This is a genomic window from Roseateles asaccharophilus, from assembly GCF_004362405.1.
GTDB lineage: Bacteria > Pseudomonadota > Gammaproteobacteria > Burkholderiales > Burkholderiaceae_C > Kinneretia > Kinneretia asaccharophila.
Genome location: NZ_SNXE01000001.1, coordinates 381,108 through 401,792 on the forward strand (window position 1 = coordinate 381,108; position 20,685 = coordinate 401,792).

Below are 20,685 nucleotides of genomic sequence, written 5' to 3' on the forward strand. Positions count from 1 at the left end.
GCTTGCATCGACTCCTGATCAGTCTGCTCGGGGCGCTGAGCCTGGCCCCGGCCCTGGCTCAGCCCGTCTCGCTGAGCTGGGACGAGGCCGCCGCCCAGCTGCGCCAGGGCTCCGACCGTCTGGCCGCCGCCCGGGCCCAGCTGGAACAGCGCGAGGCCCAGGCCGAGGGCATACGCCATTTGGGCGGCCCCAGCGTCAGCGTGCTGGCCGCGGCCTACCGCTACCAGGCCAGCCTGGATCTGGACCTGGACCCGCTCAAGTCGCGGCTGGACCAGGTCCTGGGCAATCTGCTGCCGCCCAGCATCGGCGCCATCCTGCCGCCCCTGCCCCAGCTGCCGCACAGCTACACCCTGGAGCGCAGCAAGAGCGGCCAGCTGGCCATGCTCAGCGGCATCTGGCCCATCTATATGGGCGGCGCCGCCGATGCGGCCCGAGGCCTGGTCCAGGCCCAGGGTCAGGAAGCCCGCGCCGACCTGGGGGCCAGCGAGGAGGAAGCCCTGGCCCAGCTGGCCCAGCGCTATTTCCTGACTCAGCTGGCCGCCCGTGCCGCCGCCCTGCGCGAGGCCGCGGCCGACACCATTGCCCAGCACGATGCGGCGGCCGAGAAGCTGCTCAAGGCCGGTCTGGCCTCGCCGCTGGAACGCCTGCAGGCCCAGGCCGCGCTGGCGGACGCGCGCCAGCAGGCCCGCAAGGCCCGCAGCGATGCCGAGCTGGCCGCCAGCGCCCTGGCCCACAGCCTGCGCCTGCCCGGGGGCGTGCGTCCCAGCAGCCCCCTGGCCCTGTCCAGCCAGCCCCTGGCGCCGCTGGGCGACTTCATCCAGCAGGCCCTGCAACAGCACCCCGGCCTGGCCAAGGTCGCGGCCAAGAAGAGCCAGGCCGAGCAGCTGCGCGAGGCCAGCAAGGCCATCAACCGGCCCCAGCTCTTCGCCTTTGGCCAGCGCCAGATCGGCGAGCGCGGCGACTGGGTGGCGGGCGTCGGCCTGCGCATCAATCTCTGGGACTCGCTGGACCACCAGGCCCTGGAGCGCGGCCATGCGCGCCAGATCGCCCAGGCCCAGGCCAGCGATGCCCAGGCGCGCAGCGATATCGCCCTGCTGGTTGAGCAGCAATGGCGCGCCACCGAAGCCGCGCGTGAGCGCTACCAGGCCATGGCCGCGCAGGAAGCGCTGGGCCAGGAGCTGCTGCGCCTGCGCCAGGCGGCCCTGCGCCAGGGCAGCGGCACGGCCCTGGAGCTGATCGACGCCGAACTCAATCTGGCCAAGCTGCGCACCGAGCGCGCCCAGCTGGCCTACGACTATCTGATGTCCCTGACCCAGCTGCTCGCGGCCAGCGGTCAGATCGGGCGGCTGGGCGAGTACCTGGCCCGCGCCGACCTGCGTCTGGAGTGATCCGAGATGAATGCCAAGAAGGCCCTGATCCCCGCCGCCGTGCTGCTGCTCGCAGCCCTGGGCGTCTATGCGCTTTGGAACGCCGGCCATGGCCCGGCGCAAGCACCGCTGCAGGGCATGATGGAAGCTCAGGAAACCGATATCGCGCCCAAGCTCACCGGCCGTATTGCCGAGGTGGTGGTGCAGGAAGGTCAGACCATCGCCGCCGGTGCCCTGCTGCTGCGCATCGACTCGCCCGAGGTGCAAGCCAAGCTGGCCCAGGCCAGCAACGCCGAGGCCGCCGCCTCGGCCGTGGCCCTGAAGGCGCGTAACGGCGCCCGCCCCCAAGAGATCCGCATAGCCCAGGCCAGCTACGAGCGCGCCCGCGCCGGGGCCGATCTGGCGCGCAAGAGCTTCGAGCGGGTGGACAGCCTGTTCAAGGATGGCCTGATTGCCGCCCAGAAACGCGACGAGGCCGAGACCAACTGGCGCGCCAGCGAACGCCAGGCCGAGGCCGCCAAGGCCCAGTGGGACATGGCCCTGGCCGGCGCCCGTGCCGAGGACCAGCTGGCGGCCGCGGCCCAGGCGCGCCAGGTGGCGGGCCTGGTGCAGGAGGTGGAAGCCGCCCGCGCCGAAACCCAGCTCAAGTCCCCCGTGGCCGGCGAAGTGGCCAAGGTGCTGGCCAAGGTGGGCGAGCTCTCGCCCGCGGGCGTGCCCGTGGTCACGGTGGTGGACCTGCAGAACCAGTGGGCCCTGTTCAATGTGCGCGAGGACCAGCTGGCCCGCTATGCCGTGGGCCAGGAATTCAGCGCCCGCCTGCCCGCCCTGCCGGCCCTGGGGCCGCAGCGCTTCAAGGTGGTGGCCAGCCAGGTGCTGCCCGACTTCGCCACCTGGCGTGCCACCCGCGGCAACCAGGGCTATGACCTGCGCACCTTCGAGGTCAAGGCCCGGCCCCTGCAGCCCGTGGCCGGCGCGCGGCCGGGCATGAGCGTGATTGTGGAATGAGCGCCTGGATGGGCAGCTGGCGGCGCGAATGGGCACGCCTGCGCGCCTCGCCCCTGGACCTGCTGCTGATCAGCCTCTTTCCCCTGGCCCTGGGCCTGCTCATGCTCTGGAGCTTTGCGGCCGGCCAGGCCACGCGGCTGCCCATCGCCGTGCTGGACCAGGACCACAGCGGACTCTCGCGCCAGCTGCAGCGCATGCTGGACGCGGCCCCGGGTCTGCGCTTGGCCGAGCCCGCCAGCGATGAGGCGCAGGCCCGCGCGGCCCTGCGCGCCGGGCGGGTCTATGCCCTGCTCGTGATTCCCCAAGGCATGGCCCGCGAGCTCAAGAGCGGCCGCGCCGCCCAGCTGAGCCTGGTGCACAACGCCCAGTTCAGCACCCACTCGGGCCTGATCCAGAAGGATGTGCGCAATGTGGTGGGCACGCTCTCGGCCGGCATCGAGATCCTGGCGCGCGAGAAGCGCGGCCAGCCCGCCCTGGCGGCGGCCGGTGGCTTCGAGCCGCTGCGGGCCGGCCTGGGCTCGGCCTACAACCCCGGGCTCAACTACCAGCAGTTCCTGGCCACGGCCCTGATGCCGGCCCTGCTGCATCTGCTGGCCATGGTGGCCGGCGCCTGGAGCGTGGGCCGCGAGCTGCGCGAGGCCACGGTGAGCGCCTGGCTGGCCCAGACCCGGGGCCAGGCCTGGCCGGCCCTGCTGGGCAAGCTGGCGCCCGCCTGGCTGCTGCTGCTGGCGGTGGACCTGCTGATCCTGCTGGCCCTGGCACATCAGGGTCTGCTGCATCAGGGCCCGGCCCTGTTGGCCCTGCACGGGCTGATGCTGGCGCTGTATCTGGCCCTGGGCGCGGCCGCGGCCCTGCTGGCCCGCTCGCTGCGCCTGGCGCTTTCGGCCGCGGGCTTCATCACCGCGCCGGCCTTTGCCTTCTCGGGCATAGGCTTCCCCCTGATGGCCATGCCCGAGGGCGCCCGGCTCTGGGCCGAGGCCCTGCCCCTGACCTGGGTAATGCAGGCCCAGGTGGGCCTGTTGCAGCAGGGCTGGCCCGCCACGCGCGCCCTGCCCCTGATGAGCCTGCTGGCCGCCGCCAGCCTGGCCCTGCTGGCCCTGGGCGCCTGGCGCTTGCCGGCGGCGGCCGCCGATCCGCGCGCCTGGGGCCGGCGATGAGCAGAAGCTGGCTGCGTGAGCTTCTCGCCACCTGGCGCGCCGTGCTGGGCGATGCCGGCGTGCTGCTGATGCTGCTGATCGCGCCCCTGATCTACTCCTTCTTCTATCCCTGGCCCTACAGCAGCGAGCAGCTGCAGCGCGTGCCGGTGGCCCTGGTGGACCAGGACCACAGCGCGCTTTCGCGCCAAGTCCAGCGCTTTGTGCAAGCCAGTCCGCGCCTGGAGCTGCGCCTGCTCACCGCCGATGAGGGCGCGGCCCGCGCGGCTCTGGCGGCGGGCGAGATCCGCGGCTACGCCTTGCTGCCCGCCGGGCTCAAGCGCGAGGCGGGCCTGGGCCGGGGTCAGGTCGTGCCGGTACTGGCCGATGGCGCCTACTTTCTGCCCAACAAGATCGTGCTGCAGGGCTTTGCCGAGGTACTGGGCACGGTGTCCGCCGGCATCGAGCTGCGCCAGCTGCAGGCCGGTGGCCAGTCGCCCCGCCAGGCCCAGGCCAGCCGCAGCCCGCTGAATGTGGAGCTGGCGGCCCTGTACAACCCGCACGAGGGCTATGGCAGCGCCGTGGTGCCGGCGGTGGCCGTGCTCATCATCCAGCAGCTGCTGCTGATCGGCGTGGCCATGTGGGTGGGCCAGCGCTTCGAGCGCCCCGCCCCTGCGCAGAGCCTGAGCCTGTGGAGCGCACGCCTGACGGCCCTGGCCGCCCTGGGCGGGCTGAGCGCGGCCTGGTTCTATGCGCTGATCTTTCCCTTCTTTGGCTACGCCCATGGCGGCAACCCCGCCGGCAGCGCCCTGGCCCTGGCCCTGCTGGTCTGGGCCAGCTGCGCCGCCGGCATGGCCCTGGGTGCCCTGCTGGCCGACCGCGAACGCGCCATGGCCCTGATGCTGGCCACCTCCCTGCCCATGGCCTTTCTGGCCGGCTTCTCCTGGCCGCGCGAGGCCCTGCCGCTGCCGCTGTGGTGGCTGGGTGAGGCCCTGCCCGCCGTCACCGGCATCCAGGCTCTGCTGCGCCTGAACCAGATGGACGCGCCCTTGCAGGCGGTGCAGCCCCAGCTGCTGTCCATGGCCCTGCAGGCCCTGGGCTACAGCCTGCTGGCGGCTTGGGCCATCGCGCACCGTCAGCGTCACCCCGCACACAAGGAGTGGTCAATTGCCCAGTGACAACAGCCCCGACAGCGCAGTCCGACCCCGCCCCCGCCGCAAGCCGCCCCTGAGCCACTACGTGATCACGCGCGCGCGCAGCAGCTTCAGCCTGGGCGCCTACGACCCCGCCGCCAAGCCCTGCGGCAATGGCATTGGCAAGGCCGAGGACAAGGCCGCGGTGGAGACCCTGGCCCAGGAGCTGGATGCGCTGCAAAACCTCTTCTACGCCGACCGGCGCTACAAGCTGCTGGTGGTGTTGCAGGGCATGGACACCAGCGGCAAGGACGGCACCCTGCGCGGCGTGTTCGGGCGCATGAGCCCCCTGGGCGTGCACACCGTGGGCTGGAAGGCGCCCAGCGCCGAGGAGCGCGATCATGACTACCTCTGGCGCATCCACCGCCAGATGCCGGGCGCGGGCGAGATCATGGTCTTCAACCGCAGCCACTACGAAGATGTGCTGGTGCCCGTGGTGGAAGGCTGGATCGATGCCCGCCAGACCGCCCAGCGCTATGCCCATATCCGCGACTTCGAGCGCATGCTGGCCGAGACCGGCACCGTGATCCTCAAGTTCATGCTGCACATCTCCAAGGAAGAGCAGCGCCAGCGCCTGCAAGAGCGCGTGGACGACCCCGCCAAGCACTGGAAGTTCCAGCCCTCGGACCTGGAGACCCGCAAGCGCTGGGACGAGTACCAGGCGGCCTACGAGCGCGCCATCGCCGCCACCGCCACGCCCTGGGCGCCCTGGCATATCGTGCCGGCCGACTCCAAAACCCATCGCAATCTGATGATTGCGCAGCGGCTCAAGCAGACGCTGCTGGGGCTGGACCTGCGCTACCCCACGGGTGATCCGGCGCTGATGGGCGTCAAGGTCGAGTAGTCGGGCCGAGACTCCCTGCCCTGCGCCATCGCACGTTCACCAGTGCTGGGGCTGATTGAGCGTGTCGGCACACCGCAGCTGACCTTGCACCGCAGCGATGGCCACCTGGCCCAAAGACAGACACATCCAAGCGTCCGGGTACGGCAGGTCAAATGGAGCACGCACATGATGTGCAGCACTGAAACCAAACCTGCTGTAGTAGCGGGGGTCACCCAGAACGAAGAGCAGTTCACAACCGCGCGCCTTCAGCGCCGCGATACCTGCCTCAACCAGCCGGCTCCCTATGCCCTGCCCCTGCATCGTCAGAGCGACGGCCAGGGGCGCCAGTATGTAGCAGGGGCCCGACGTCAGGCCAGGAACATGGACCGCGCTGAAGATGACGTTTCCAAGCATGCCCATGTCGGACTCGGCGATGAGCACCAACAGAGGTCGGGCGGACGCATCCGCCATCAGCGCCAGAGCCAGCGCAGACACCTCCGCGCCCTCATCCCCGAAAGCAGTCCGATGCAAGGCGCCAATCGCCTGGGCCTCCGAGGCATGTGCTTCTCGAATTCTCATGCGGCCTCCAATGCCATCCAGCAACGCAGCCAAGTCTAAACCCCGGTAGTCAGGGCCCTGGCCACCGGCTCGGGATGGGTCAGCAGCAGATTGTGTTCGGCGCCCGCTATCTCCAGATAGCGGTGCCGTGGCAGCAAGGCTCGGACGCGAGTCACGTCGTGCAAAGGGACCACGCGATCCGCGGCGCCCGCGATGACCAGGGTTTCGAGGCCAAGCGGTTGCAGACGCCGGTAGTGAGCGCCTTGATTGCCGAGCGTGCGCCTCGCAAACATGGAAGCCAGCGCCTCGGCATAGCCGGGTGCACGAGCCTCAGCGATGAAGCGCGGGGTCAGGTCATGCGCGCCGATGGCCGCGTAGCGGCGCTCGCGACGACGCTCCAGTGTGGGCAGGCCGATCCAGCGCATCAGGGGGCGGCCCAGCCCCAGTAATCCAAAAGCCCTGGGCCAAAGGGAACTCGCCATGAAGTCCAGCAGGGGCGCGACCAGCACCAGCCGCCCTACGCTTGCCGGGCGCTGATGCGCGAGCGCGGCGGCAATGGCTGCGCCAAAGGAGTGACCCAGCAGGGTCAAGGGGCGACTGACGCGAAGGCCATCAAGCACCTCCAGGGCCTGGTCGAGAAACAGGCCGAAGTCGTAGGCCACCGCGGGGCGATCCGAGAGTCCGTGGCCCAGAAAGTCGAAGCGCACGATGCGCAGGCCTGCCGCGCGCAGATGCGGCACCAGCCGGTCGAACTCCCAGTTCGGTACGGTCGCGCCATGCAAGAGCAGGACGGTCGGCTGATCCTCGCCGCCCTCGTCAACGATATGCGTCAGGCCCGCACGCAGCGGCAGATAGCGCCCACCGGCCCTAAGCCGCAGCTCATTCAGCGACGATGCACCAGCTCTTTCCGTCATGACCGCGTGAGCCTAAGCCAAGACTGCGACGGTTTTATGCAAGCGAGCGACTCGCGTCCAGGCAAAGGCGGGCGTCCCTGCCGGACGACTCCAAGACCCATCGCAATCTGCGAATTGCGCGGCTCGGGCAGACGCTGCCGGGCCGATCAGCGCTGACCCACCGGGGTGACGCTCGGCCCGACCTGACGGCGCCGCCGCTGGCGCAACCCCGCCCAGGCCAAGCCCAGCAGCCAGGCAAGCATGATCAGCAACGTCAGGTTCTCGGGCAGGGACATCCAGCCCGAATTGCGCCAGGCGGCCGGGAAGATCACCGCGCCCGGGCCGGTGAACAAGGAGCCGGCGGCAATGAACAGGGCCAGGCACATGCGCCACAGGTGCCGCGCCAGACGGTGTCGGCCCTGTGCTGGCCCCTTGATCAGCTGGCGCAGGTCCAGGGCGCCCGCCAAGGCCACCAATACGCCAAAGAAGTAGTAGGGCACCGCCTGTGTCCCCGTCCTCATCAGCCCCAGGGCCATACAAGCCAGGGCAATGGCCGCGGCGGCCAGGCACAGCAGCCGAATCCAGCGCGGGTTCTGCCCCCTGGGGTGAACCGTGAGCCAGGCACTCAGCACCAGGTAGAGCGTCGCCAGGCCGGCCATGGACGCGATGGGCATGGGCTTGAGCAGCGCCATGAGGCTGCCGCTGAGCGCCATCAGCACCATGCTGGGCACAAAGAGGCACCCAGCCAGGCGATGCACGCGCCGCCCCTTGGGGGCGAGCAAGGCCGTGAAGCCGCTGCACACGGCCAAGGTTCCGGTCAGCAGATGCGCCCAGGACAAAGCGTTCAGTTCGATCATCGGTCGAGACACCCTCTTGTGCGCCGCCACATGCAGCGCTGCCGCATGCTAGGGACGAGATGTCGATGGCGCGGCGACCACACGACGGACTGCATAAAGGGAGGGACAGGCTGCAGCCGGGGCGCCGGCGGTCTGTGCGATGGCGTGCTGCAGCGCTGCAAGCCAGTCATTCAGGCCAGGACATCCGCAAGTTTCACGGCTCGGCCAAGCCCAGATTGGATCCCCCTGGGTAGATCAGCAGCCCGAAGTGTCTGGCCACCGCCACCAGCAGTAGTTTCTTCAGGGCTCGTGCCGGCTGTCAAACGGTTCAAACTCGGCCAGCGGAAAGGGCGGGAAAGTCAGCTGGCGGGTGCTGGGCTTGCCGGGCTTGTCATGGCGGTAAGCCTGGTCGATGCGCTTGCCCGTGAGGAAGTTGGTCGAGCGGGTACTCGCCGTTTCCAGCTCGCCCGTGCGGCCGCAGCGCGGCGTGCGGGCGTCCATGCCGGACAGCACCCAGTCGCCAGCATCGAGCTGCGCAAAGCGGTAGATCGTGACGTGGACGCCGCAAGCCGACCGGGCGTTGATCTGCAGCGAGAAGCGCCGCTCGGACTGGGCCTCGACGATCTCGAAGTCGGTCCGGCCGCTGGCGTCAAAGAAATCGAAGAGCTTGGAGCGCGCCAGCTCCCGCAGACCACCACCAGCCTGCCGTTCCAGCACAAAGACCCTCGCCTGCCGCCGGCCTTCGCCCAGGCCCAGGGCCACGCCAAAAACGCGCCGCAGCGCCGGCGAGCCCTCCTCGGTCGAGAGCCACGGTGCATCCGGCTCACGCCCACCTGCGGCCGCCTTCACATAGGCTGCGACGCTGGCATGGACGGTGTTTGCAGCGGGCGCCGAGGCGGCATCGGCAGCAGCAGCCAACCCCGGTCGCCACATGGCGGTCACACTGAGCACGAGGAATAGGCGGCGGATGTCGGGTCGGCACATGTGAGGCTTGAGGGCTTGACGCAAGGGATGCAGCTTACTGTCCAAGTGCACCACGGGCACCGAGTGAAATTTGGAGAGTCGTTCCGCGAGCCAGGTCTTGCCGCTGCCGCTATTGCCAAGGATGACGGTCTTCATCGCCCGCAGTGTAGGAAGGCGCGAGGCCGGGCCTGGGCTTTAGACTTCAGGCCGGCGCCTGTCCGCCGCCCCGATTCTTCAGCAAACGTCTGAAAGCTCAGCACCCATGGCTTGGATTCCCATCGCCCTCTTCACGTTCAAGATCCTGGTCTTTGGAACGGGCATGTACTTCGCGATCAAGTGGCATTACGACAAGGGCCGCAAGCGCAAGCAAGCGCTGCTGGAGCAGCAGAAGGCTGCTCAGGGGCAAACCGGCGGAGCTTGAGCGCCTGAGGGCGGCTGCGGGCCGGCTGCGATAATCCCGGACTTGCCCGTATCACCCGCTTGTCTGCGCGCGCGCCGCCTCCCTTGTGGAGCACGGCCCGCGCGGCTGGCCCTGCCTGAGCCCCTCCCATGTCCGCCGACAGTCCCATCGCCTCGCGCATCGACAGCGAAGTCCGCCGCCGCCGCACCTTCGCCATCATTTCCCACCCTGACGCGGGCAAGACCACGCTGACCGAGAAGCTGCTGCTGTTCTCGGGCGCGATCCAGATCGCCGGCTCGGTCAAGGCGCGCAAGGCCTCGCGCCATGCGACCTCGGACTGGATGGAGATCGAAAAGCAGCGCGGCATCTCGGTGGCCTCCTCGGTGATGCAGATGGAGTACCGCGACTGCGTGATCAATCTGCTGGACACCCCGGGCCACCAGGACTTCTCGGAAGACACCTACCGCGTGCTGACCGCGGTGGACGCGGCCCTGATGGTGATCGACGCGGCCAACGGCGTGGAGCCGCAGACCCGCCGCCTGCTGCAGGTCTGCCGCGCGCGCAACACGCCCATCCTCACCTTCGTCAACAAGATGGACCGCGAGGTGAAAGACCCGCTGGCCCTGATGGACGAGATCGAGCAGGAGCTGGGCATGACCGTCGTGCCCTTCACCTGGCCGGTGGGCATGGGCAAGCATTTCCATGGCGTGATGGACCTGCGCCAAGAGCGCATGCGCGTGTTCTCGCCCGGCGAGGACCGCGTGGCCGGCACCGAAGAAGTGCTGGAAGGCCTGGACAACCCGGCCTATGCCGAGCGCTTCGGCATGCAGTATGAAAACGCCCAGGGCGAGATCGAGCTGGTGCGCGAAGCCGCGCCGGCCTTCGAGCTGGACGACTTCCTGGGTGGCAAGCAAACGCCCATGTTCTTCGGCTCGGCGGTCAACAACTTCGGCGTGCAGGAGGTGCTGGACGCCCTGGTGGAGCTGGCCCCGGCCCCGGCCGAGCGCGCCGCCATGCAGCGCGTGGTCAAGCCCGAGGAGCCCAAGTTCAGCGGCGTGGTCTTCAAGATCCAGGCCAATATGGACCCGGCCCACCGCGACCGCATTGCCTTCCTGCGCGTGGCCTCGGGCCACTTCGAGCGCGGCATGCGGCTGAAGGTGGTGCGCAGCGGCAAGGAGCTGCGGCCCAACACGGTGGTGAGCTTCCTCTCGCAGCGCCGCGAGCTGCTGGACGAGGCCTTTGCCGGCGACATCATCGGCATCCCCAACCACGGCGTGCTGCAGCTGGGCGACACCATCACCGAGGGCGAGGCCCTGCAGTTCACCGGCCTGCCCTTCTTCGCACCGGAAATGTTCCGCAGCGTGGAAGTTGCCGACCCGCTCAAGACCAAGCAGCTGCGCGAGGGCCTGCGCCAGCTGGGCGAGGAAGGCGCGATCCAGGTCTTCCGCCCCGAGGCCGGCTCTGTACTGCTGCTGGGCGCCGTGGGCCAGCTGCAGTTCGAGGTGGTGGCCCACCGCCTGGAGCATGAGTACGGCGTCAAGGCCCGCATCACCGCGGCGCGCTACAACGTGGCCCGCTGGGTCACCTGCGACGATGCGGACGGCGGCGAGAAGGAGCTGCGCCGCTTCATCGACCACAACGCCCACCGCGTGGCCTGGGACGCGGTGAACGCGCCCACCGTGCTGCTGGAGTACGCCGGCGAGCTGCGCGCCATGCAGGAGAACTGGCCCAAGATCAAGTTCCACGCCCTGCGCGAGCACGCGGGTCTGGTGTTCCAGCAGAAGATCGACGGCTGATTGCTCAAGCAGCCAAACGACCCGGTGGCGTTTTCTTGCGCGTGCCGCGTGTTGACGGACTGTCCGGCGCTGCGCAAGTCTGTACCACTGCAGCGGCGTTTCGTCGCTCCCAACTGGCCGAGGTTGGTCGTGCAGCGTAGGCTTGCGCCTGTGTTCAATCCACTCCCCTCGGGAGCACGACATGTCCGATAGCGAAGAACTGGGCCGTCTGGCCGATCTGCATCAGCGCGGCGCCCTGAGCGACGAGGAGTTTGCGCGTGCCAAGGCGCGGGTGCTGGAAGGGCATGGCAGCGGCAAGGCCGGGGACAACCCCGATGGCCTGGGCCAGGGACTGGCCCTGAACCGCCTGCGCCGCAGCCGCGACGATCGCTGGCTGGGCGGCGTCTGTGGCGGCCTGGCCCGTTTCACCGGCCTGGAGGCCTGGGCGGTGCGCCTGCTCTTCGCCCTGGCCCTGCTGTTCGCCGGCACGGGCGCCCTGATCTATCTGCTGCTCTGGATCTTCGTGCCCCAGGAGTGAGCCGCCGGGCCGCAATCGCTGCCGCTGCTGACACAATGGCGGGCGTGAATTCCGAGCCCCTGTCCCCGGCGGCCACCGGCCGCAACCGCCTGTCCCTCTACCTGGACCTGATCCGCTGGAACCGTCCCGCGGGCTGGTTGCTGCTGCTCTGGCCCACGCTCAGTGCGCTGTGGATCGCGGCGGACGGATGGCCGGGCTGGCATCTGCTGATCGTGTTCACGCTGGGCACCATCCTGATGCGCTCGGCCGGCTGCTGCGTCAACGATGTGGCCGATCGTGATTTCGACCGCCATGTGAAGCGCACCGCCCAGCGCCCGGTCACCAGCGGCGCGGTGTCGGTCAAGGAAGCCCTGCTGCTGGGCGCCACCCTGGCCCTGCTGGCCTTCCTGCTGGTGCTGACCACCAATGCGCCCACCATCGCCCTGTCCTTCGCGGCCTTGCTGGTGGCCATTGCCTACCCCTATGCCAAGCGCGTGGTGGCCATGCCCCAGGCGGTGCTGGGCGTGGCCTTCAGCTTCGGTATTCCCATGGCCTTTGCCGCGACCCTGGGCAGCAATGACTGGAGCTGGCAGGCCCTGCGCGGCGCCGTACCGCTGGCGGCCTGGGCCCTGCTGATCTCCAACCTGTTCTGGGTGCTGGCCTACGACACCGAGTACGCCATGGTGGACCGCGATGACGATATCAAGATCGGCATCAAGACCTCGGCACTGACCCTGGGACGCTGGGATGTGGCCGGCGTGATGGGCTTTTACGCCCTCTTCCTGGCCAGCTGGGCGGCCCTGGGCCTGCAGCTGGGCCTGGGCCGGGTCTTCCTGCTGGGCATCGCCGTGGCGGCGGCCCAGGTGGTCTGGCATTACCGCCTGATCAAGGACCGCACGCGGGAGGGCTGCTTCCGCGCCTTCCGCGAGAACCACTGGCTGGGCTTCACCCTGTTCGTGGCGACGGTTCTGGACCTGAGCCTGCAGGGCTGAAAGCCGCCGCCGCACCAAAGAGCGCCAGGCCCAGGGCCACGCAGGCACCGCTGGGCGCATCCAGGCCCCAGGAAACAGCCAGACCCAGTCCCACGGCCGCGAGGGCACCGCCCAGGGCCAGGGCCCAGCCATGCCCGGCGCGCCGCCACAGGGCCGGTGCGATCAGGGCGGCAAAGACCACGAAGAGGCCCAGCACCGGCACGGCCAGGCTGGCCACCCCGGCGAAGAGCGGAAAGAAGAGCGCGTTGTGCGCCAGCCAGGGGCGCAGCAGCAAGACGGCGGCCGCGGCCACGGCCAGCACGCCCACCTGGAACCAACCCGCCCACAGCACATCGGCCGCCAGCAGCTCGGCCAGGCGCTCACGCCCATGCGGATCCAGGCGCGCGGCCAGCAGGGCTGCGCAGGCGGCGGCCACATAGAGCAGGCCGATCAGGGCCTCGCGCTGGGCCGGCCAGCGCCGCGCCAGCGCGGCCACCAGGCCGGCACTGAGCAGGGCGCCGGCCGCGGCCGCGGCCTGGGTCTGCCACCAGCCGGGATGGTCCACCAGGGCGGCGGCGGCCAGGGCCGCGGCCGCCGCCGCCTGGGCCACGGCCAGGTCGATGAAGACCACGCCGCGGCGCAGCACCTGCTCGCCCAGGGGCGCCAGGGCCAGCAGGCCCAGGGCCAGGGCGGCCGCGGGCGCCAGGAACCAGAGTTCGCTGATCGAGTTCATGACTCAGCGGCCGGCCGGCGCCAGCAGCTTCTGCAGCAGGCCGTCCATCCACTGCGCCAGCTCGGGCGCGGCGGCGTCCTCGGCCACGGTGGCGGGCAACACCAAGAGGGGCGTGCCGCCCAGCTGGCCACTGAGCCAGCGCCCCGGGCGCGGGTCCTGGTAGCTGCTGATCACCACGGCCGCGGGCGGCTGGCCGCGCAGGCGCTCCAGCAGCTGCTGCAGGTGGCCGGGCGTGGGCGCCATGCCGGGCTTGGGCTCCAGATCGGCCACCGGGCGCAGGCCCAGCCAGGCGAAGAGATAGCCAAAGCTGCTGTGCTGGGCCGCCACGGCGCGGCCGCGCAGCGGCGCGGCCTGGCGCTCCCAGGCGGCGATGCGGCCGCGCCAGTCCTGCTGGAAGGCCGCCAGGCGCTGGGCCACCGCCGGGCGCTCCGCGGCGGGCAGCAGGGCCTGCAGCTGCTCGGCCAGGCCGGCGGCCACCTCCAGCAGGCGACGCGGGTCGGTGTGGATGTGGGGGTTGCCCTCGGCATGCACATCGCCGCTCCAGGGCGTGGCGCGGGCGCCGGGCTGGGCATCGATCAGGGCCACATAGTCACTGGCTTCGAACAGCACCGGCTCGCGCCCAGCGCGCTGGCGCAGCATGGGCAGCCAGCCCGACTCCAGACCCGCCCCGGTGCAGACTGCCAGATCGGCCGCGCGCAGCTGGGCGATCAGGCTGGGCCGGGCCTCGATGTGATGCGGGTCCTGGCCGGCATGGGTGGCCACATGCAGCTTGGCCTGGGGCGCCAGCACCCGGGTCAGGGCGGCCCACTCGGGCTCGCAGGCAAACACGGTGAGCGCGCGCACCGGCAGGGCTAGGCCCAGCAGCAGGCCAGCCCCCAGCAGGCGCGCCCAGGGGCGCGTGCGGCGGGGTTCAGAAGCTGTGCGCACCATGGGCTCCAAAGGCCATCACGTACTGCAGCTGCCAGCTGCCACGCGAGGGGTTTTCCACCTCATGCGCATCGCTCTGGCGGGCGTACTGCAGGCGCAGGGCCTGCATATGCGTGGGCTTCCAGGCCAGCATCAGGCTTTGCTCGCGCAGCAACACGCTGTGGAAGTGATCGCCATGGGGCTGGCGGGCGCGCAGCCAGTCGCTGCGCACGCCGACTTCCCAGCTGGGATTGAAGCGCCAGACCGCGCTCAGAGCATTGGCCTCGTGCTTGTCGCTGCCGCGGGCAAAGCGGTTCAGGCCGGTGATGCGCGCAGCCTCGAAGCCCAGGCGCAGCTGCTGCTCGCGGTTGTTGCCGCCGGGCGCCCATTTCCAGGTGCCGTCCAGCAGCCAGGTCTTGCGGCCGCTGAACTGAGCACCGTGATGGTGATGGTGGTGGTGGTGCTCGTGCGCTTCATCGCCGTGCTCGTGTTCATGGTCCTCATCCTCCACGGCGGCCTCGCGGCGGTTGTGGATGTGGGACAGACCCAGCTGCCAGCTGTGGTGACGGTTGAGGTCGGCGCCCAGCTTGGTGCTGAGGGTGCTGACGCCCAGGCCGCTGGGGCTGCCCGGCGCGGCCTCGGCCACCAGCTTGCGACCGCGGAAGACCTCGGCCCCCACCATCCAGTAGAAGCTGGTGGGCAGGGTGATGTTCAGGCGCAGACCATCGTCATTCCAGTGCCCGCCGTAGAAGGCGCGGTAGAGCAGGGGGCGCTCCACAAAGTCGTCGGCATGCGGGTGCTGCTGGTTGAGGTAGCCAATCTGGGAGGCAAAGCGGCCGGCACGCAGCTGCAGGCCCGCGGGCAGGCGGGTGGTTTCCAGCCAGAACTCCTCCATGCCCTTTTCCAGCTTGCCTTCATGCGTGGCCACGGTGGCCGTGGCCTGGGCGCGCAGCCAGGGGCCCAGCGGGCCGCTGGCGGTGAGGTCGCTATGGCCCAGCTGCAGGCCCTGGTCGCGCCCGCCCAGGGCCAGGGGCCGGCTGGTGTGCGTCAGGTCCAGCACGGCGCCAAACTGCCAGGCCTGGCTGGCGGGCTTGGCCGGCGCCTGGGCCTGAGCCGCGGCGGCAGACAGGGCCAGCAGGGTCGCGGCCATCTTGAGGAGGGACATGGGTGATGCGTGCTTCATGGGAGCGGCTTTCTGGTTCAACGGTTGATGCCCAGCCAGGTGATCACGGTGGGCACATAGCCCAGATCGCGGCGGGCCTTGACGGCGCCGGTCTTGCTGTCCAGCACCACCAGCTGCTTGGCCACGGGGTCGCTCAGGTAGAGCTCGTCCACCGCGCCATTGGCCACCAACACGGGCCAGGGTGCAGCCTTGGGCATAGCTGGAATGGCGCCACTCACGCGGGCCAGGGGCGCCCAGGCGCCGTTGCGGCGCTCGCTGACGACCAGGCTGCCCTGATCGTCCAGCACAAAGAAGCGCTGGCCGCTGCGGTCAAAACCATGGGCGCGGCGCAACCGGCCCGTGCTCCAGCCCTCGGGCACGAAGTCGCTGACGCTGGCGCGCTCGCCATCCACCGCATAAAAGCGGGTGGTGACCGGCGCGGGCGCGGCGCCCTCGGTGGCAATGCCGATGAACTGGCCCGGCAGACGGGGATGGCCGGCGATGGTGCCCACGCGCAGCGGCGTGCTCAGCTTGCGGCCATCGTCCACCGTGGTGGCGCCGGTGTGCTGCACCAGCAGCATGCCGTCCAGGCAGCCGGCCACGGTGTAGGCGCCGCTGCTGAAGCTGCCATGCATGCCGTTGCAGCGCGTGGCGACCTGGCGCACAAAGGTGTAGCCGCTGCCATTGCGCAGATGCAGGTTCAGATGGGTGGGCAGGGAGTCGGGCGCATCGGCGGCACGACTCACCAGCAGCAGCTTGTCATCCACCGGCTCGCCCAGGCCGTGAATGGGCGCGGCCAGATCGGTGCTGGCCACCAGGGCGCCGGCGGCAATCGAGGCGTCCGTGAAGAGGCGCACGCCGGCGTTCTGCACCGGCGAGGCCGTGGCATTGCCGTCCATGAAGAAGGCAGCCTGCTTGCCGGCTTGCACGTCGTAGTGGGTCGGGCGCGGGCCGGTGATCTTCCAGGCCAAGGCGCGGCTGCCCTGCTTGTAGTCGTGCAGATGGTCGCCATGGTCTTCCTGCCAGATGCCGCCGTCCAGGATCTGCACCTGGTCCTGCAGGCGCTGCACGACCAGGGCGTAACGGCCACGCGGGCTGGTGTAGAGGGCCGCGGGCTCATGCTCCAGGGTGTAGCTGGCCTCGACCGCGGCCGTGGCACTGTCCAGATCGTGCAGGCGCAGGGTCTTGCTGCCCTGCTCGGCCAGGGCCAGTCGGCCCGCGGTGGCGATGGTCACGGCGTCGTGCTTGTCATCCTTCTCGGGCTCGTCCACGCCGCCGCCGCAGGCGGCCAGCAGGGCCGTGGCAAGAAGGCTGAGCGCCCAGGGGCGCAGCTGCACTGAAGCATTCATGGTTTCTGTCCTTGTGTGTTGAAGACGGTGGGCGCGCGACCGGGCGCCGGGCAGCCGCTAGGCGGATCCGGCCCGCCGGCTCGACAGGCAAGCCGACGGACCTCCCCCGGCAAACGGAGGCTGGGCTGGCAGGGTGGCAGGCATTTATTAATGATAATGCATTTGCATTTACACAAACAAGCCCCGAGTCCGGGCCGGCGGCCTGGGCGTGCTGGCTACACTGCCGCCATGGAACAAGCCCCGCAGCGCTCAACCCGCCAGCGCACCGCCATCCGTGCCACCGTGGATCAGGCCGGCCGCCCCCTGCTGGCCCAGGAGATCCTGGAGCTGGCTCAGCTGGAGGTGCCGGGCCTGTCCCTGGCCACGGTCTACCGCAATCTCAAGAGCCTGGTGGAGGGTGCGGAGCTGCAGGTGGTGCAGCTGCCGGGCGAGAACCCGCGCTACGAGGCGGTGCATGGCCACCACCATCACTTCCTGTGCCGGCAGTGCCAGCGGGTGTTCGACATTCATGCCTGCCCGGGCAATCTGGCTCGGCTGGCCCCGGCCGGGTTCAGCGTCGAAGACCACGAACTCACGCTCTACGGGCGCTGCCCCGACTGCCGACCCGCGCCCTGAAGCGGCCCGGGGTCGCCGCCTCGACCCGACCTGCGCGCAAATCCGCGGGCGAAAACAGCGGCGGCAGCGGTATGCTGGATGCCCGGAGTTCGTTTGCAAGCCCATGAACCATCCAGGTCAAATCGCCGCGCCCGCTGCAGCCGACGACATGTTGCTGCTGGTGGACGATGACGATTCCGCGCCTGCGGCCGTCTCCAAGCAGCCGCCGTGGAAGGTGCTGGTCGTTGACGACGATCCCGAGGTTCATGAGGCCACCGACTTCGGCCTGCGCGGCGTCATCATCCTGGACCGTCCCCTGCTGCTGCTGCACGCCCACTCGGGGGCCGAGGCCCTGGAGATGCTCAAGCGCGAGCAGGATGTGGCGGTGGTGCTGCTGGACGTGGTGATGGAAACCGTCACCGCCGGCCTGGACATTGTGGGCACCATACGCCAGGACCTGGCCATGCGTGATGCGCGCATCATCCTGCGCACCGGTCAGCCCGGCTATGCGCCGGACGAGCAGACCGTGGTGCATTTCGACATCAACGACTACCGCACCAAGAGCGAGCTCACGCGGAGCAAGCTCTTCGTGGCCCTGTTCACGGCCATACGCACCTATGACCAGCTGCGCCGCACCGCCGAGCAGCAACGCTTTCTGCATGAGACCCTGGACGTCAGCAGCGCGCTCCTGGACAAGCAGGGCATCAGCGACTACGCGGCAGCCCTGATCGAAGAGCTGCAGAAGCCCTTTCGCGCCGAGCTCAGCGGCTTCGTGGCGCTGGCCAGAGATATGCCGGAAACCCTGGCGCAAGCCCGGGTGCTGGTGGCCGGCCAAGGTTTCGAGGACAAGCTGGGCAAGACCCTGGGCGATCTGGGCGACGACCAGATCCTGCCCCACCTTGAGCGCTGTGCCCTGTCCAAGTCCATCGTCGTCGAGGCCGATGCCGTCATCGTCTGGGTGGCGCTGGAGCGCGGTCAGGGCCTGCTGATGTACGCCCGCTCCAACAACCCCCTGGTGCCGGCGCAGCTGCAGCTGCTGCAGGTGCTGCACCGCCATCTGGACCTGAGCGCGGCCAAGGTCTTTCTCACCGAACGCCTGCATGGCCTGGCCTATTTCGACCGCCTGGTGGGTCTACCCAACCGCAGCGCCCTGGTGGAAAAGATCGACGTCCGTTCCCCGGCGGACTCGGCCGTGGGCTGGGTAGTGGGCGTGATCGACATCGACCGCTTCGGCGAGATCAACGATATGTTCGGCCACGCCCATGGCGATCAACTGCTGTGCGCCATGGCCCGGCGCCTGAGCGAGCGTCTGGGTGGCAGCTGCTTTCTCGCCCGCATCGGGCCGGACATCTTTGGCCTGCTGTGCCCGGCCGCGGCCCTGGATCTGGGGCGGCTCAAGGCGCTGACGGACGAACCCTTCGAGCTGGAAGGCAAGCCGCTGCGCATCACCGCCTCCATGGGCCTGGCCCAGGCCAGCGGACCCGGCGATACGGGCGAGGTGCTGCTGAAGAACGCCTCCCTGGCCCTCAAGCGCGCCAAGGCCCAGGGGGCCGGCCAGCTGCTGTGGTACGGGGCCGAGCTGGAGGCCAGCACCCGCGAGCACATGAGCCTGCTGCAGGCCTTCACCGAGGCGCCGCGCCTGGGCCAGCTCTATATGGCTTACCAGCCGCAGTGGTCGCTGCACAGCGGCGAGATCATCGGCTTCGAGGCCCTGATGCGCTGGCGCACGGCCGATGGCCGCCATGTCTCGCCGGATGCCTTCATCCCCGTGGCGGAAAGCTCGGGCCTGATCATCGAAACCGGTCGCTGGGCCCTGATCACGGCCCTGCAGGCCGTGGGCCAGCTGCGGCGTGCCGGACTGCAGGGCTTCCATATGGCGGTCAATGTCTCCGTGATGCAGTTCCAGGCGCCGGGCTTTGTGGACATGGTGCAGCAGGCCCTGGCGCAGACCGGGGTGGGCGCCGAGGCGCTGGAGCTGGAGATCACCGAATCGGTGGCCATGGCCGGTGCCCAGCAGGTGCTGCAGATCCTGGCCTCGCTCAAGGCCATGGGCGTGGGCATTGCGATCGATGACTTCGGCACCGGCTACTCCTCGCTGAGCTATCTGCACCAGCTGCCGGCCGACCGGCTCAAGATTGATCGCGCCTTCGTCTCCTGCCTGGGCAGCGGCGAGCGCAGCGCCCAGATCGCCGAGATGGTGCTGCCCCTGGGCCGCCAGATCGGCATGAAGGTGCTGGCCGAGGGCGTGGAAACCTCGGAGCAGGCGCGCCTGCTGGCAGCCCTGGGCTGCGACGAGGCCCAGGGCTATCTGTTCGCCAAACCCATGCCGCTGAGCGAGCTGCTGGAGTGGATCAAGGTCCGTCCGAGCATGGAGAAGCTGCGATGAGACGCCGTGCCCTCCCCTTGCTTGTGTTGTGCTTGGCCGCCGCACTGGGCGCTTGCAGCCGCGAGAGCGGCCCCTTGCACATCGGCTACCTGGGTGGCTTGAGCGGCCGCGTGGCCGACCTGGGTGAAGCCGGTCGCAATGGCGTGATGCTGGCCGTGGAGGAGGTCAATGCCCAGGGCGGCATCCGGGGACGGCAGGTGCTGGTCGAGTATGCGGACGATGCCCAGGATCCGGCCACCGCCAAGCTGGCCCTGCAGAATCTGCTGAAGAAGAATGTGCAGCTGTTGATCGGCCCCATGACCAGCGCCATGGCTCAGGCCGTGCTGCCCGATATCGAGACGGCCCAGCTGCCTACGGTCAGCCCCACCGTCACCGCCACCAGCCTGGCCGGACGGGACGATATGTTGTTCCGGGTCGCACCCTCGGTGAAGAGCTATTCGGATCAGATGGCCCAGGCCGATTACCAGGCCGGGGCGCGCAAGGTGGCCATCGTGCTGGATCTGGGCAATCGCGCCTTCAGCCAGGACTGGGCCCTGCAGTACGGCGAGGCCATGAGGCGACTGGGGGCCCAGATCGTGGCCGAGCAGAGCTTCACCTCGGGCGATGACGCCAGCTATGGTCGCGCCCTGGACGCGCTGCCGCGCCAGGGCGTTGACACGTTGATGGTGGTAGCCAGTGCCGTGGATACGGTGCGTCTGATCCAGACGGCCCGCAACCGCGGCCTGACGCCGCGTTTCAGCGCCTCGTCCTGGGCCGGCACCGAGGCGCTCATACAGCTGGGGGGCAAGGCCGTGGAAGGCATGTACATCGCACAGCTTTTCGACCGCGACAACGGCAATCCCGACTATCTTCGCTTCGCCGCCCGCTATCGCGAGCGCTTCAAGCAGGAACCCGGCTTCGCCGCCGTGGGCGCCTACGATGCGGCCCGCGCGGCCCTGGATGCCCTGACTCGCACTTCTGGACAGGGTGGGACGGCCCTGAAACGGGCCCTGCAGGAGGGCGGTCCCTATGCGGGCCTGCAGGAAAGCTGGCGCTTTGACCGCATGGGCGACACCCTGCGTGCCGTGCGCATCGCCGAGGTGCGCGACGGGCGCTTCAAGGTACGCGACTGAGGCCAGGCC

The 20,685-nt window shown here is 69.6% G+C and carries 20 protein-coding genes; 12 read left to right on the top strand and 8 right to left on the bottom strand.

Annotated elements, in window-relative coordinates:
* Nucleotides 1–2: 2 nt before the first annotated feature.
* Genes DFR39_RS01720 through DFR39_RS01740 form a run of 5 tightly spaced genes read left to right on the top strand, consistent with a single transcriptional unit; the run spans nucleotide 3 to nucleotide 5,542 of the window.
* On the top strand, nucleotides 3–1,388 hold the full coding sequence (locus DFR39_RS01720) for a TolC family protein (RefSeq protein WP_246030642.1): 1,386 nt from the start codon (nucleotides 3–5) through the stop codon (nucleotides 1,386–1,388).
* A 6-nt stretch (nucleotides 1,389–1,394) separates the two neighbouring features.
* Nucleotides 1,395–2,372, top strand: coding sequence for an HlyD family secretion protein (locus tag DFR39_RS01725; RefSeq protein ID WP_133601804.1), 978 nt, complete (start codon nucleotides 1,395–1,397; stop codon nucleotides 2,370–2,372).
* Nucleotides 2,369–3,529: an ABC transporter permease gene (locus tag DFR39_RS01730; protein ID WP_133601805.1), complete on the top strand. Its 1,161-nt coding sequence runs from the start codon at nucleotides 2,369–2,371 to the stop codon at nucleotides 3,527–3,529. Before DFR39_RS01725 ends, DFR39_RS01730 begins: the two co-directional genes overlap by 4 nt.
* Nucleotides 3,526–4,683: an ABC transporter permease gene (locus DFR39_RS01735; protein ID WP_133601806.1), complete on the top strand. Its 1,158-nt coding sequence runs from the start codon at nucleotides 3,526–3,528 to the stop codon at nucleotides 4,681–4,683. The genes DFR39_RS01730 and DFR39_RS01735 overlap by 4 nt, the downstream gene beginning before the upstream one ends.
* Nucleotides 4,684–4,732: 49 nt before the next feature.
* Nucleotides 4,733–5,542 (top strand): PPK2 family polyphosphate kinase, encoded by an 810-nt coding sequence (locus tag DFR39_RS01740; RefSeq protein WP_246030681.1) that lies wholly within the window; start codon nucleotides 4,733–4,735, stop codon nucleotides 5,540–5,542.
* Between the two features lie 36 nt (nucleotides 5,543–5,578).
* On the opposite strand, the gene DFR39_RS01745 is transcribed toward DFR39_RS01740, so the two are convergent.
* The 4 genes from DFR39_RS01745 to DFR39_RS01760 form a co-directional block, all read right to left on the bottom strand.
* Complete coding sequence (locus DFR39_RS01745) at nucleotides 5,579–6,100, bottom strand: GNAT family N-acetyltransferase (protein WP_133601808.1); 522 nt, start codon at nucleotides 6,098–6,100, stop codon at nucleotides 5,579–5,581.
* A 35-nt stretch (nucleotides 6,101–6,135) separates the two neighbouring features.
* On the bottom strand, nucleotides 6,136–6,993 hold the full coding sequence (locus tag DFR39_RS01750; protein WP_133601809.1) for an alpha/beta fold hydrolase: 858 nt from the start codon (nucleotides 6,991–6,993) through the stop codon (nucleotides 6,136–6,138).
* Nucleotides 6,994–7,139: 146 nt separating this feature from the next.
* Nucleotides 7,140–7,829: a DUF2306 domain-containing protein gene (locus DFR39_RS01755; RefSeq protein ID WP_133601810.1), complete on the bottom strand. Its 690-nt coding sequence runs from the start codon at nucleotides 7,827–7,829 to the stop codon at nucleotides 7,140–7,142.
* Between the two features lie 279 nt (nucleotides 7,830–8,108).
* On the bottom strand, nucleotides 8,109–8,927 hold the full coding sequence (locus DFR39_RS01760; protein WP_133601811.1) for a P-loop NTPase family protein: 819 nt from the start codon (nucleotides 8,925–8,927) through the stop codon (nucleotides 8,109–8,111).
* Nucleotides 8,928–9,033: 106 nt separating this feature from the next.
* On the opposite strand from DFR39_RS01760, the gene DFR39_RS19760 reads away from it, so the two are divergent.
* The 4 genes from DFR39_RS19760 (at nucleotide 9,034) to ubiA (ending at nucleotide 12,455) form a co-directional block, all read left to right on the top strand.
* Nucleotides 9,034–9,192 (top strand): hypothetical protein, encoded by a 159-nt coding sequence (locus DFR39_RS19760; RefSeq protein WP_162849374.1) that lies wholly within the window; start codon nucleotides 9,034–9,036, stop codon nucleotides 9,190–9,192.
* Nucleotides 9,193–9,320: 128 nt separating this feature from the next.
* Nucleotides 9,321–10,967, top strand: coding sequence for a peptide chain release factor 3 (locus DFR39_RS01765; protein ID WP_133601812.1), 1,647 nt, complete (start codon nucleotides 9,321–9,323; stop codon nucleotides 10,965–10,967).
* Between the two features lie 181 nt (nucleotides 10,968–11,148).
* On the top strand, nucleotides 11,149–11,484 hold the full coding sequence (locus tag DFR39_RS01770; RefSeq protein WP_133601813.1) for a PspC domain-containing protein: 336 nt from the start codon (nucleotides 11,149–11,151) through the stop codon (nucleotides 11,482–11,484).
* A gap of 44 nt (nucleotides 11,485–11,528) precedes the next feature.
* Complete coding sequence (gene ubiA, locus DFR39_RS01775) at nucleotides 11,529–12,455, top strand: 4-hydroxybenzoate octaprenyltransferase (protein WP_246030643.1); 927 nt, start codon at nucleotides 11,529–11,531, stop codon at nucleotides 12,453–12,455.
* Here ubiA and DFR39_RS01780 read toward each other — a convergent pair.
* From DFR39_RS01780 to DFR39_RS01795, 4 genes are read right to left on the bottom strand one after another with little or no spacing between them, the layout of a single operon-like run.
* Complete coding sequence (locus DFR39_RS01780; protein ID WP_133601815.1) at nucleotides 12,409–13,167, bottom strand: metal ABC transporter permease; 759 nt, start codon at nucleotides 13,165–13,167, stop codon at nucleotides 12,409–12,411. The genes ubiA and DFR39_RS01780 overlap by 47 nt on opposite strands.
* A 3-nt stretch (nucleotides 13,168–13,170) precedes the next feature.
* Nucleotides 13,171–14,097, bottom strand: a complete 927-nt coding sequence (locus tag DFR39_RS01785) for a metal ABC transporter substrate-binding protein (protein WP_133601816.1) — start codon at nucleotides 14,095–14,097, stop codon at nucleotides 13,171–13,173.
* Nucleotides 14,078–15,238 carry a hypothetical protein gene (locus tag DFR39_RS01790; protein ID WP_133601817.1) on the bottom strand — a complete coding sequence of 387 codons (1,161 nt, stop codon included), beginning with the start codon at nucleotides 15,236–15,238 and terminating at the stop codon, nucleotides 14,078–14,080. Before DFR39_RS01790 ends, DFR39_RS01785 begins: the two co-directional genes overlap by 20 nt.
* Before the next feature lie 35 nt (nucleotides 15,239–15,273).
* Nucleotides 15,274–16,584, bottom strand: a complete 1,311-nt coding sequence (locus tag DFR39_RS01795; RefSeq protein WP_133601818.1) for a hypothetical protein — start codon at nucleotides 16,582–16,584, stop codon at nucleotides 15,274–15,276.
* A gap of 228 nt (nucleotides 16,585–16,812) precedes the next feature.
* Here DFR39_RS01795 and DFR39_RS01800 point away from each other — a divergent pair, with 228 nt between their 5' ends.
* The 3 genes from DFR39_RS01800 (at nucleotide 16,813) to DFR39_RS01810 (ending at nucleotide 20,676) form a co-directional block, all read left to right on the top strand.
* Nucleotides 16,813–17,199, top strand: a complete 387-nt coding sequence (locus tag DFR39_RS01800) for a Fur family transcriptional regulator (protein WP_133601819.1) — start codon at nucleotides 16,813–16,815, stop codon at nucleotides 17,197–17,199.
* 103 nt (nucleotides 17,200–17,302) lie between these two features.
* Nucleotides 17,303–19,564 (top strand): putative bifunctional diguanylate cyclase/phosphodiesterase, encoded by a 2,262-nt coding sequence (locus DFR39_RS01805; protein WP_162849375.1) that lies wholly within the window; start codon nucleotides 17,303–17,305, stop codon nucleotides 19,562–19,564.
* Entirely contained in the window at nucleotides 19,561–20,676 is a 1,116-nt protein-coding gene (locus DFR39_RS01810; RefSeq protein WP_133601821.1) for an ABC transporter substrate-binding protein, read from the top strand. The genes DFR39_RS01805 and DFR39_RS01810 overlap by 4 nt, the downstream gene beginning before the upstream one ends.
* Nucleotides 20,677–20,685: the final 9 nt, after the last annotated feature.

Coding starts and splice junctions, on each gene's coding strand:
- DFR39_RS01805 (WP_162849375.1), top strand. CDS start 17,303: ATGAACCATCCAGGTCAAATCGCCGCGCCCGCTGCAGCCGACGACATG.
- DFR39_RS01765 (WP_133601812.1), top strand. CDS start 9,321: ATGTCCGCCGACAGTCCCATCGCCTCGCGCATCGACAGCGAAGTCCGC.
- DFR39_RS01750 (WP_133601809.1), bottom strand. CDS start 6,993: ATGACGGAAAGAGCTGGTGCATCGTCGCTGAATGAGCTGCGGCTTAGG.
- DFR39_RS01790 (WP_133601817.1), bottom strand. CDS start 15,238: ATGTCCCTCCTCAAGATGGCCGCGACCCTGCTGGCCCTGTCTGCCGCC.
- DFR39_RS01745 (WP_133601808.1), bottom strand. CDS start 6,100: ATGAGAATTCGAGAAGCACATGCCTCGGAGGCCCAGGCGATTGGCGCC.
- DFR39_RS01770 (WP_133601813.1), top strand. CDS start 11,149: ATGTCCGATAGCGAAGAACTGGGCCGTCTGGCCGATCTGCATCAGCGC.
- DFR39_RS01795 (WP_133601818.1), bottom strand. CDS start 16,584: ATGAATGCTTCAGTGCAGCTGCGCCCCTGGGCGCTCAGCCTTCTTGCC.
- DFR39_RS01730 (WP_133601805.1), top strand. CDS start 2,369: ATGAGCGCCTGGATGGGCAGCTGGCGGCGCGAATGGGCACGCCTGCGC.
- DFR39_RS01785 (WP_133601816.1), bottom strand. CDS start 14,097: ATGGTGCGCACAGCTTCTGAACCCCGCCGCACGCGCCCCTGGGCGCGC.
- DFR39_RS01735 (WP_133601806.1), top strand. CDS start 3,526: ATGAGCAGAAGCTGGCTGCGTGAGCTTCTCGCCACCTGGCGCGCCGTG.
- DFR39_RS01755 (WP_133601810.1), bottom strand. CDS start 7,829: ATGATCGAACTGAACGCTTTGTCCTGGGCGCATCTGCTGACCGGAACC.
- DFR39_RS01760 (WP_133601811.1), bottom strand. CDS start 8,927: ATGAAGACCGTCATCCTTGGCAATAGCGGCAGCGGCAAGACCTGGCTC.
- DFR39_RS01780 (WP_133601815.1), bottom strand. CDS start 13,167: ATGAACTCGATCAGCGAACTCTGGTTCCTGGCGCCCGCGGCCGCCCTG.
- DFR39_RS19760 (WP_162849374.1), top strand. CDS start 9,034: ATGGCTTGGATTCCCATCGCCCTCTTCACGTTCAAGATCCTGGTCTTT.
- DFR39_RS01800 (WP_133601819.1), top strand. CDS start 16,813: ATGGAACAAGCCCCGCAGCGCTCAACCCGCCAGCGCACCGCCATCCGT.
- DFR39_RS01810 (WP_133601821.1), top strand. CDS start 19,561: ATGAGACGCCGTGCCCTCCCCTTGCTTGTGTTGTGCTTGGCCGCCGCA.
- DFR39_RS01725 (WP_133601804.1), top strand. CDS start 1,395: ATGAATGCCAAGAAGGCCCTGATCCCCGCCGCCGTGCTGCTGCTCGCA.